Annotated in this window: 9 protein-coding genes and 1 tRNA gene; 3 read left to right on the top strand and 7 right to left on the bottom strand. The window is 35.7% G+C overall.

The annotated features are described in order from the left end of the window. The 5 genes from ACP6PK_RS00380 to petP form a co-directional block, all read right to left on the bottom strand. A partial coding sequence (locus ACP6PK_RS00380; RefSeq protein ID WP_426556795.1) for an ABC transporter ATP-binding protein occupies positions 1-1,808 on the bottom strand: 1,808 nt, incomplete at its 3' end. A gap of 1,473 nt (positions 1,809-3,281) precedes the next feature. Continuing rightward, a complete protein-coding gene (gene chlG / locus ACP6PK_RS00385; RefSeq protein ID WP_426556797.1) occupies positions 3,282-4,262 on the bottom strand; it encodes a chlorophyll synthase ChlG in 981 nt (326 codons plus the stop codon). A gap of 817 nt (positions 4,263-5,079) precedes the next feature. Beyond that, positions 5,080-6,195, bottom strand: coding sequence for a Get3/ArsA fold putative tail anchor-mediating ATPase NosAFP (locus tag ACP6PK_RS00390; protein WP_426556799.1), 1,116 nt, complete (start codon positions 6,193-6,195; stop codon positions 5,080-5,082). A gap of 54 nt (positions 6,196-6,249) precedes the next feature. Then, positions 6,250-6,372 (bottom strand): hypothetical protein, encoded by a 123-nt coding sequence (locus tag ACP6PK_RS00395; RefSeq protein ID WP_426556801.1) that lies wholly within the window; start codon positions 6,370-6,372, stop codon positions 6,250-6,252. 354 nt (positions 6,373-6,726) lie between these two features. After that, positions 6,727-6,927 carry a cytochrome b6f subunit PetP gene (gene petP / locus ACP6PK_RS00400; RefSeq protein WP_426556803.1) on the bottom strand — a complete coding sequence of 67 codons (201 nt, stop codon included), beginning with the start codon at positions 6,925-6,927 and terminating at the stop codon, positions 6,727-6,729. A gap of 334 nt (positions 6,928-7,261) precedes the next feature. Here petP and hisF point away from each other — a divergent pair, with 334 nt between their 5' ends. From hisF to ACP6PK_RS00415, 3 genes are all read left to right on the top strand, one after another. Continuing rightward, positions 7,262-8,032 carry an imidazole glycerol phosphate synthase subunit HisF gene (hisF, locus tag ACP6PK_RS00405; protein ID WP_094672075.1) on the top strand — a complete coding sequence of 257 codons (771 nt, stop codon included), beginning with the start codon at positions 7,262-7,264 and terminating at the stop codon, positions 8,030-8,032. A gap of 227 nt (positions 8,033-8,259) precedes the next feature. Then, positions 8,260-8,472 (top strand): hypothetical protein, encoded by a 213-nt coding sequence (locus tag ACP6PK_RS00410; protein ID WP_094672076.1) that lies wholly within the window; start codon positions 8,260-8,262, stop codon positions 8,470-8,472. Between the two features lie 563 nt (positions 8,473-9,035). After that, positions 9,036-9,108, top strand: a tRNA-Ala gene (locus ACP6PK_RS00415). A gap of 412 nt (positions 9,109-9,520) precedes the next feature. Here ACP6PK_RS00415 and ACP6PK_RS00420 read toward each other — a convergent pair. Both ACP6PK_RS00420 and ACP6PK_RS00425 read right to left on the bottom strand, forming a co-directional pair. Beyond that, a complete protein-coding gene (locus ACP6PK_RS00420) occupies positions 9,521-9,733 on the bottom strand; it encodes a hypothetical protein (protein ID WP_094675673.1) in 213 nt (70 codons plus the stop codon). Between the two features lie 206 nt (positions 9,734-9,939). After that, the coding region (locus ACP6PK_RS00425) for a hypothetical protein (RefSeq protein WP_426556806.1) at positions 9,940-11,457 on the bottom strand (1,518 nt) is incomplete at its 5' end.

The following is an 11,457-nucleotide window of genomic DNA, read 5'->3' on the forward strand; positions in this document are numbered from 1 at the left end:
TCTTCCAAAGCAAGTTGAGAAAATTGTAATTTATAAAGATAAGCATACCTCCCTTCTTGAGCAATTAACTCTGCATGATTTCCCATTTCTACTATTTTACCTTTTTCCATAACTACAATTAAATCGACATGATAAATAGTTGACAAACGATGAGCAATAACTATGCTAGTACGTCCTTGAAAAAGTTGTTTTACAGACTCTTGAATTAATTTTTCTGACTCAGAGTCTAAAGCTGAAGTTGCTTCATCTAAAATAACAATTTGGGGATTTTTTAACAAAACTCTGGCGATCGCTATTCTTTGTCTTTGTCCCCCTGATAATTTAACTCCTTTTTCCCCAATAATAGAGTTATAACCATCAGGAAAACCCATAATAAAATCGTGAGCATTTGCTGCCTTTGCTGCTGCTATAATTTCTTCATCTGTGGCATCTAACTTACCATAAATAATATTATCTCGTACCGTACCGTAGAGCAGTAAAGTTTCTTGAGGAACAATGCCAATATGCGATCGTAATGAACTTAAACTCACATTTGTTAGATCCTGCCCATCAAGTAAAATTCGCCCATTTTTCGGGTCATAAAAACGTGCTGCGAGTTTAGCAACAGTGCTTTTTCCAGCACCAGAAGAACCCACTAAAGCAACCGACATTCCTGGTTTAATATCTAAATTAAAATTGTCAATAACTAACTCATTATCTTGATAACCAAACCCCACTTCTTCAAACTTAATATTACCTTCAACAGAAGTTAAATTAATCGCATCTGCCTTGTCACTAACTGCCAGTTTAGTATCTAAAATTGAAAAAATATTTTGAGCAGATACTCCTCCTCTTTCCACCATACTAATTAATCCATTAAAGCGATTAATTGGTTTATTTAGAAGAGTAACATAAGTCAAAAGAGCTGTTAATTCCCCAATAGTCAAACGACCAAACATTACTCCCCAAGCACCAAAAACTAATGTAATGACATTACCTAATTGATTGAGAGTATTAATTATAGGTGTAGATATAGACAAAAACCGAGTTGCCTCAAGGTTTTTCTCCATATAATTATGACTAAATTCTGTAAAGCGGTCAATTTCATACTGTTCATTACCGAAAGATTTGATAATCGTAATATTTGATATAGTGTCTTGTAAATGATTGCTAATTATTTCCCTCGCTCGGTTAGTTTCTTGGAATATTTTTTTGAGTCTTTTCTGAGTAAATTGTAAAAGATAAATAATCAACGGCCAAGTCAGCGCAATTGCGATTGCCAGAGGCCAATTACTGATTAAGAAATAAATAAAAACGACAATAAAAGCAAAACTATCTATTAGAATTGCAATTAAATTAGAATTAAGTAATTGCCCGACAATTTCTACATCCCTTCCTAATCTTAATATTAATTCCCCAGTACGTTGATTTTCAAAGTAACTAATAGATAAGAATTGAAGATGTTGATATAACTTTACTCGAATACTTTTAACTGTGTTTTCTCCAAATATTTTTATCGCATACAATTGTAGAAAAGACAGTACACCTCCTAGGAAACTCATCAATAGGATAAGTGCTGCTACCCAAGGCAACATATTAAATTGTTTTTCCGGAATAATTACATCAATAACATAGCGATTAATTTGAGGAACAAAGAAAGTAATAAATGAAGCCAAAATTGTTAATAATATGCCTATTAAAAATGGTGTTTTATGTGGTAAACCATAGCTAAATAGGCGCAGGTATAAATTCTGGGATTCTACTTTTTCCTCTAATTTTTCTACGTTAACCTGAGTTGGAATTTTGTCAATTGTATTAGATTTTATCATGTCTCAAGCTAATTAAGGTACAGTTGCTCTTCTTATTTTATAGCGCTAGGGAATAGGGAATAGGGAACAGGGAACAGGGAACAGAAGACTGTAAAAGGGTTTTCCTACGGAATGCTGCGCAAACAGGATTTAAAAATTTCCTAACCTATTTGCGTAGTGCTATATACTCCCTATTGATCAAGTTGCTACAATTTAGGGACGTTGTATGCAACGTCCCTACTAAAACAAACAAATTTTGTACCTCACCAGATTTAATGGATAATGGATAATGGATAATGTAAGCATGCAGCCGTCAGCTACCAGCTATCAGCTATTCTTTTTGGAGCGTGTTTGAAAGTTTACTGAGCCAGATATTAAGTATTACTAAAAGTCGGCTGCTTTGATTTTAAAGTCTATTAAATTCATTTAATATCCCTAAGCTCTAATTGCTGAGAGCTGACTGCTAATAGCTGAATGCTTACTTGATAATTGATAATGAAAACTATTTCTTATTTGTCAATGCTTTGATATTTAATCAGCAGAGCAATAATTATTAATTATTAACATCTTCTTATACTTAAGATAGACTTTTTTTGTCGGGTGCATCTCATATAGCAATCCTATTTTATTTGTGTATAAAAACTTTACCGCTTTCAGGGAAAAGGGAAAAGGGAACAGGCAGGAGTTTCAAGTTTTTTATCTACTTTTTGATTACCCGCGACCTATTTAGGATTGCTATGTTTGCAAAAATACTTTTTTTCTCTCCCCAGTTAAGAGTTAAGTTTTCCCTAAAACCAAGAAATTTTTTGCTTTCTTCAAAATTGAGATACACCCTTTTTATCATTCTATGAAATCTAGTTTATTTTGTATCTTGAAAATTCAGAAAAGAAAGAAGTATAAATGTTGCAGACAATATTCCTAATTCCTACATTAAAATTTTTAGCCTTCTTACCTAATTATTAATAATTAATTATTAATAATTAAATAATTCTGGTTTAAAGCTTCCCCTTGGATAGGGGAAAAAAGTGCTAGGATATTTTCTGATATTCAATCAAGAGCGGTTTTCACCAGAGGTAATTATCAATTATCAATTAATGAATTCTTACTTCTTACTTCTTCCTTTTTACTTAGAAGGTATCTGTAAAATAAATCTAAATAAACACTTGAAATATTTAGTCTTCGGTGGGTTACGGCGGCCAGGAAAATATTATTTTATTTGGTGAGATTATTTCTGCCTCACCCTCCCCACCCTACATCTACTTCTTCCTTCCTAATTCTTCCTTTTTACCGAATTATTAATTATTAATAATTAATAATTAATAATTAAATAATTCTGGTTTAAAGCCTCCCCTTGGATAGGGGAAAAAAAGTGCTAGGATATCTCCTTATCTTCAATTCCCGTAAGGTTTTAACCAGAGGTAATTATCAATTATCAATTATCAATTATCAATTAATGAATTATTCCTTCTTCCTTCTTCCTTGCTGATAACTGAATTAAACTCCTGCATGACCTAAAGCTAAACCTGTAATTAACATTCCTAATACTAAAAAAGGTTGAGCGCTTGCTTGATATTTCACATCATTTTCTAGAGGGTTTCTCAGAAAATACATATCTTGAAAAGTAATCTGAGGAATTACCATCAACAACAAAATAACAGCATACAAATTTTCTTTAATGCTAATTAAATAAACTGCTACTCCAGCTTGAAAAATATCAATCATTAATACACATATCCAAGCAGCAGTACCAATACCAAACATTACAGGTAAAGATTTTAAACCTAACTTTTCATCTCCCTCTACACTCTTAAAATCATTAACTACAGCAATTCCCAATCCAGCAAAACTATAAAACAAAGTCAGAATTACAATAGTTAAATTTAATTCTCCAAATAAAGCATGACCAGTCCACCAAGGTAAAGCAATATAACTAGAACCTAAAGCATAATTTCCTAACCAACCATTTTGTTTTAACTTCAGTGGTGGTGCTGAATAAATATAAGCTATAAATGCACCAAATAGACAAAGCAGAGTAATAATTGGAAATTCGTGACCAACGGACAAATCTAGGAGATAGGATAAACCAACTCCTGCTAATAACAAAACAACAATTTGAGTCACAACTTGAGGAATAGAAATAGCACCAGAAGGAATAGGTCGATAAGGTTCATTAATAGCGTCTATTTCCCGGTCATAAAAATCATTTAAAGTTTGTGTATAACCAGCCATCAAAGGTCCTGCTAATAACATACAAGCAGCAGAAATCAAGAAATTTTCTAGATTCCAACTATAATTTCCTGAAGATGCAGCACCACAAACTACCCCCCATATTAAAGGAATCCAAGTTATAGGTTTCATTAATTGCAGGCGGATTTTCCAAATATTAGTTTCTCCACTTGCAGCACCTTTCATTCCTAATAATTGTCTGGTTTTAGCAGTGCTATTTTCAACTTTTTCTTGTTCTTGATTAGTCATTTTTCATTGGATTATTTTGATTAGCAAAAACAATTATATAGAACTTACGCACCCCAACCAAGAAACCGGGTTTATTACCCTAATTTAATGCTTGAATGGCTTTGTTGCATGAAAGTATATAGCTGTCGCACTTGCTCCACATATGCACAATAATAACGTGCTGAAAGTGCTATAACTATTGTCCAATAGATGAATAGAACATCAATGTTTAAAGTAAAAAGGGTGAAACTTTTGCCTGTAAAGCCTTTGAGGTTTAATTGGCTACCCCTAACTATTGGACAATAGATGAATAGAATATCAATAATTACGAAAGAGAGCGATATAGCTGCCCAATGGATGCTCTATCCCCACTTTCATGCACCAAAACCTGCTTGAATTGTAAATTTTAGTTCATAAACCCAGTTTCTGCTATGGGTTGTAATATTTTACCGTAGGGGTTTGGTCTCCAAACCCTAAATTAGTTGTTTGATTAATACAGCGCTTCCCGTTATTATGAGGTAAGATAACTGTACTTTTGACATGGTAAATATTTTGTGTTTGTTCCTCTACTCCCTACAACCTTAAATCGTTGTACCTCATAGCTTCGCAAAATGCTGTATCTCTGAAAATTACTATAAAATTTTGACTAAAGTAAAAAATCAGGACTTACCCAGATGTAATATATATAGAGTCAAAAAACTATAACGTTATAGTTTTGAACACTATATACATGGTCTTTGCGTAAGTCCTAAAATTAATATTTTTTCCTACTCCCCATCACCCCACACTCCCCACACTCCCCACACTCCCCACACCTCCTACAGTCCCTACTCCCTAATTAAAAAGAAATAATCAAATAATCATTTTGGAATTTTGCCCCAGTCACAGGTTTTCCACTTAGAGGTGGAGGAAGGAAAATATTTCTTCTCTGGTCTCCCGCTTCAATAGTTACCTCTGGTCCATATTGAGTAAGTCCAATTTGTTTTTTATCAAAACTAGGCAAAAATAAACTTACTTGACTTTTGTCAATATCTATAATCATAGGCTTAGGAGCCTTCACTGCTTGACTAAAATCTGGTAGAGCATCCATTAGAGGTTGCCAGTCTTCAGTAGAACGACGGGGAATAGGAGTTACAGATAATGGTGCAAATTCAGCAGTAATTGGTGAAGACTCAGCAGTAATATTATCTACCAAGTCTGCTTGATTGAGAATTACTCCACCTACAGTTAGACTAACTTGTTGGGCACTTCCCCATAAATATCTTGCTGTGGCGATCGCTGCCTTATCATTTGTAGTAACCAGATATGCTGCTACCCTATTTGGGTCAGCTATAGTAGATTTGGCATTATCTAAAAGTTCATTAATTTTCTCGGTCGGTTGAGAAAAATTATCCCCTGTCCAATCAACATTCAGAATAGCACTACTAATAGGTTGAACAAATGGAGAAATAGCTTTGTAAAGGTCTGAGTCGAGAATAACTTGACGGAAGCGACGAATATACCAACTCATAATTTCCGCCGAACCCAAAAGTCGTAAAGTCTCCTTATCTCCCGTACCATCGTAAATAATTACGTCATATTCCCCACTAGAACTATATCCCCGCATAACATTAATAGTCAGGATTCCTTCTACTCCTGGTAATACTCCCAGTTCTTGACCATATACCTTTTTAAAGAAGGGTGTACGGATATATTCAGCTTCTAGTTTTTTTAGTTCTTCCCAACCGCTTTCTAGTAAACTTGCTGCCTGAATATTAACTGCTTTGAGATTCGAGTCTATTTCTGTAGGTTCAGGACCAATATCAGCACCTAATATCAAGGATAATATTGAAGCAGGCTCTTGTCCCACAAATAGAACTTTTTTACCTTGGCTAGCGTATCGTTTAGCAGTGGCAAATGCAATAGTTGTTTTACCTGTGCCACCTTTACCCAAAAATGTATAAGTAACTGTCATTTCTTATTAGTTTCAAAAAAAAATTATATTTTTAAATAATTTAGTCTACTTTACTTAATCTTGATTAACCATTTCGTTTAGTTTTTTGCGAAAACCTCGTAAAGCAGGACTTCTACCAACCTCACCACTTTGAGTTAAAACTTCTGCCACCAACTCCTGAATTAGTAATTTTGGCAATGTGGGACTGGTGGAAACTTCTTGGTATTCTTCTCCTTAACATTTTTATGACTTACGCAAAGGTACTATCTATAGAGTTCAAAAACTATAACGTTATAGTTTTGAGCGCTATATATATGGTATTTGTGTAAGTCCTAATTTTGGTCAGAATAATTGCAGAAAAATCAAGGGACAATTCTTTCGACTACTACTCCCTACTCCCTACTCCCTACTCCCTACTCCCTACTCCCTACTCCCTACTCCCTAATCAAAAATTGAGCATTGGGTAGGAGTAAACTGAAAGTCAAGCAATACTCAAAGCAAGACTTTTTTTATAATTTACTCTTATACCCAATGCTCTACTTTTAGTATTCGTTAGGAAGTTGGTTCTATTTCATCTTCAAAAAACCAAGTGCCCATTTTTTCTTCAAATTGGACCCAGTAGCCAATTCCACTACCGTCTACCATTTTGAATTCTTTAATTGTACCAATGGGATTTTGCTTCAATCGATTGATTATATTGTTAGGTATCTTTTGTTTTATACCTTTTACTTTAACTTTTTGACCAATTTCCATTTTTGTTTACAGTGTTCTTCGAGTGGTATTAATCAATCCACAGTTTATCTGAAATTAGTGCTTCAGCACAGTTCTATCATACTAAGTCAAAAGTCAAAAGTCAAAAGTCAAAAGCTAAATATTGGTGCGACTGAGGGATCTATCTGTAGTGCTGGGATTTTCTCCACTATTTAACTATTTACATGATAGGGATGAAATTCGCTACATCTAAAATTTACTTAATTTTTGCCCCATAACAATCTCTTAGAACGACTAACTAGACTTAATTTTACCCATTAATTTCTACTGTAAAATCGGCCATAATATACTCTGCTATCTCAAGTAATTTATTTATATGCTGGCCAAAAGAATTTTACCTTGTCTTGATGTTAATGCAGGCCGAGTCGTCAAAGGTGTCAACTTTGTGAATCTTCAAGATGCTGGAGACCCTGTGGAACTAGCCCAGGTCTATAATGATGCTGGTGCTGATGAGTTGGTATTTCTAGATATTACGGCCACTCACGAAGACCGAGATACAATAATAGATGTGGTTTATCGCACTGCAGAGCGGGTTTTTATTCCTCTGACAGTGGGAGGCGGTATTCAATCCTTAGAAAATATTAAAAATTTATTAAGAGCCGGTGCAGATAAAGTAAGTATAAATTCAGCAGCAGTCCGTAACCCTGACTTTATTAATCAGGCCAGTGACCGTTTCGGAAATCAATGTATTGTAGTAGCTATTGATGCTCGTCGTCGTTCAGATCCAGATAACTTAGGATGGGATGTCTATGTGCGAGGTGGCCGAGAAAATACTGGCAAGGACGCGATCGCCTGGGCAATAGAAGTAGAAAAAAGAGGGGCCGGAGAGCTGCTTGTCACAAGTATGGATGCTGATGGAACCCAAGCTGGTTATGACTTAGAACTTACGAGGACTATAGCAGAAAGTGTTCAGATTCCTGTAATTGCTTCTGGGGGTGCGGGTAACTGCCAGCATATTTTTGAGGCTTTAACAGAGGGGAAAGCAGAAGCAGCATTGCTTGCTTCTTTACTACATTATGGTCAACTAAGCGTAGCAGAAATTAAAGATTATCTGGCTGGCCATCAAGTGCCTGTAAGACAAAGTTAATTTGACCTGGACTAAGAAGGAATGAGTTGGTTAGGACATAGACTAATGATGAACTTTACCCAGGGAAATGTTTTTCCTTATGTTCCCTATTCCCTATTCCCTATTCCCTATTCCCTGTTCCCTGTTCCCTGCCATAAGTTGAATTTTAGATTTTCTTAGTAAGAATACTTAGATATATTTTTAAGAAATGTTGTTAGAATAAAAGACATTGTTACAAAACGTAACTTATGTTGGTCACGATTCTAATACTTGATGTTGCTTTAGTCGCTTGGGCTCTGCATTTGATGCAAGAGTCGTTCTATCATCGAGAATTTTCTCTGATGCTAGCAGGTATTTTAGTTGGTATATCTGCTGCAGCAATGATGGTGGTTTATTTTCTCATGGGTACTTGTATGACTCACTTAACTGAGATGTCTCAACATTCCTACACATATTTTTAAGCTTCTCATCAGGGTATGATGTTCCTTAACAAGGCCAGATACCCTGATATACCTGAAGTCAGAATTCAAAAGTCAGAAGTTAGAAGTTAGATAGGGGAGCAGTCAGATTGTTAATGTAATGTATAGAAGTGAAATTCGCAGCACGGACTAAGTTTGAGATGCTTGAGAATGTTCTATAGAAGCCCTAAACGTATCTCCAGAAAATAGGTTGGAGGTAGAATTAATTGATAAAAAATAGGTAATAATTGATTTGATGATTGGATGAGTGGCAGATATCTAATACACCCTATCTCCCCATCTCCCCATCTCCCCATCTCCCCATCTCCCCATCTCCCCATCTCTCCACACTCCCGTACGGACGCCCTTATGCAACGTCCCTACTCCCACTCCCCCACTCCCCTACTCCCCTACTCTCAATCTATAATTTTAAATAGATCCCTTCAGGGGTTCTATATAGTAATGGCAACTGCTATAGATCATCTACTCAAAATGTTGTAGAAATTTTTTAATTAACTTCTTGACAAAGGAAAAAAAATTAGATAACATAATTAATGCTTTGGTTCGGGGTTATAGCTCAGTTGGTAGAGCACCTCAATGGCATTGAGGGGGCCAGCGGTTCGAGTCCGCTTAACTCCATATTAATAGGGGAAAGGGTTTCAAGAATTTTGTAGAATATCCTATTTTTCTGTACCTCCCTCAGAGTACCATATAGATACAAGATGAGTTTTATTTGGGTGCGATTATACTCTGAAATATACTCAATTGTTATACTTCCTGGGAAAGGGAACCGTCTGTTTCAAATAGAAAGTTAACCTTGACAAACTGAGAGAAGTGCCGTAGTGTAGATTTGTAACTGAAGCAGAGCAGCCCACTTCAAAATGGCCAGTGACAGTTAACGATTATGAAACTATATTAAACAGATATTTCCCAGGATTGCTATAAAAGTTTATTATAAAATTTTATGATAAAACCAAAAAAAATACACCAACAGGAAGGAAACCACCAAGCCAGTCTTAGGTGGTTTTGTTGTGTTTGGCCAGGATAAATCTTACTCCCCAACAGTGTTGGCCACATTTCCTGATAGGCCAAAGGTATCGCGAATTGGGGTGGCCTTCTCTACTCCATCTACCCAGCCACTGACAAGCATATTTATTACTTCAGATTGGTTTGTCCCGTATAACTTTGAGTAGTATTTTAATTTCTCTTTTAATTCAGAGTCAGTATAAACTTTAAAGAATGGTGTCTTTTTTTGCGCTGGCATATTAAACCTCCATAAAATTGTAATCAGCATCAATACACCTAGCTAATAACAAACTGTTAGCGTAACAAGCCTGTTCAAACACCTCTCGACCAAAACATTCTATAGATGATGCAAGTCGTAGTTAGGTGTACTTACAAATATTAATATTTGTAAAATAGTTAAGTTAACCTTTCATCTATCTGTTGCCTAGTATTCCTGGATGCTAATTAAGCCTCCATAAAATTGTAATCAGCATCAATACACCTAGCTAATAACAAACTGTTAGCGTAACAAGCCTGTTCAAACACCTCTCGACCAAAACATTCTATAGATGATGCAATTTGGTCAAGGGTAGTCGCTCCTGATTTGATTCCGTTAAAGAAGTAAGATACGACTTGCTTCACTCTGTTCGCGCCTACTTCAGGTATGATTTTAGGCGTTTTATCGTCATCAACATTCTCGTTTGGAAGCATTGGAGTTACATCTATCTGTTGGTTCTCATGGGTTTCTAAATCTTCACTGTATTGCACGTTCTCCATGTACTCTTCATCGCTGAGAAATTCCCTAGTGAATAAAGCGGGTTTCTTTTCCGTTTCTGTTGTTTCCTCCCCTAAAAACTTCTTCTTCTGTTCCTCAAAATATTCATTATTGTATTTCTCAAATAACCCCTCTTTCCTCCTGTCTAGGCATTCCTGGAGTAATGGTTGCAACATAATTTTTCTTTTCTCTTTACCCTCCCCAACTTCGTAATAGAGGTTATCCGCTATCACATACTCACGCCTCCTGTTACCGTTCTCATCCCTTTTTTGCCCCTTGTAATTAGCTTTGTAACCAATCAACTCAAGTATTTTGTTGAGATATTGGATATTCCCTAATTTGCCTTGCTTAGGTAAGTATTTGCATTTCTCAAGTGCATAAACGAAGGCTTTGACTAATGAACTTTCAGAGTTAATTGCTTTACTATTCATTAATGGAGTTAATATATACGATATTTCTTTCAATTCCATTACCACGGAATGTAATACATCCCAATCATCAAGAGAAAACCCGTGAATTATACTGCCAATCACCTTTTTATCTCTAATTAGTGTGTTTAAGTCTTCATTCTCTAAAAGATACCGTCTCCATAGTTTGCTCTTGCTTTCTGGGTTGTCAAAAATAAGTTCCTTGATTAAATCTACATCCCAATCATCCAATTTATTAATATCTGGGAACTGTTTTAAGAAGATGTATTTCCTTGCTTCTGCCACCTGTTCAGGTGTTTTGACCTCCCTCCTGTTTACACTCTCGTACTCATCGTCATTTAAGATTTTTGCGTTCAAAATAGCTAGTGATTTTTCTTGTTTTATCGCTTCAGACTGTTTAGCAGTGCTGACTTTTTCGTTGTCAACTTCAACCTCATCTGCATCGTTAACGTCGTAACCCCTCATTCTTAAATCATGCACTAATAAATCCCTGTAACTATGCTGCCCAAGTAATCTAGCCTCCTTTAACTCATCCAGATATTTAGTGAAAGGGGAGTTTTTGTAATCGTCTATAGCCGACTGGAATGAGACTATAGCACCCTGAAGGAAGCCTCTATCCTCTGTTGTTCGATACTTATATTGAATTTTATGAATCTCACTAAATGCTGCACTTATGCGGTCTATCTTTTCATCAAAAAGGTCATTGATTGACTTATTTCCATTTCTGCTCTTATAAGCAAACAAATGTACCGGACAGTTTGCGTCCCTCACCCTGTGCAT

The organism is Dapis hubbardiae BLCC-M172 (assembly GCF_050016015.1).
Lineage (GTDB): Bacteria > Cyanobacteriota > Cyanobacteriia > Cyanobacteriales > Microcoleaceae > Trichodesmium.

Bases quoted from the DNA above. Each gene is read 5' to 3' on its own strand.
- chlG (WP_426556797.1), bottom strand. From the start codon at position 4,262: ATGACTAATCAAGAACAAGAAAAAGTTGAAAATAGCACTGCTAAAACC.
- ACP6PK_RS00390 (WP_426556799.1), bottom strand. From the start codon at position 6,195: ATGACAGTTACTTATACATTTTTGGGTAAAGGTGGCACAGGTAAAACA.
- petP (WP_426556803.1), bottom strand. From the start codon at position 6,927: ATGGAAATTGGTCAAAAAGTTAAAGTAAAAGGTATAAAACAAAAGATA.
- hisF (WP_094672075.1), top strand. From the start codon at position 7,262: ATGCTGGCCAAAAGAATTTTACCTTGTCTTGATGTTAATGCAGGCCGA.
- ACP6PK_RS00410 (WP_094672076.1), top strand. From the start codon at position 8,260: ATGTTGGTCACGATTCTAATACTTGATGTTGCTTTAGTCGCTTGGGCT.
- ACP6PK_RS00420 (WP_094675673.1), bottom strand. From the start codon at position 9,733: ATGCCAGCGCAAAAAAAGACACCATTCTTTAAAGTTTATACTGACTCT.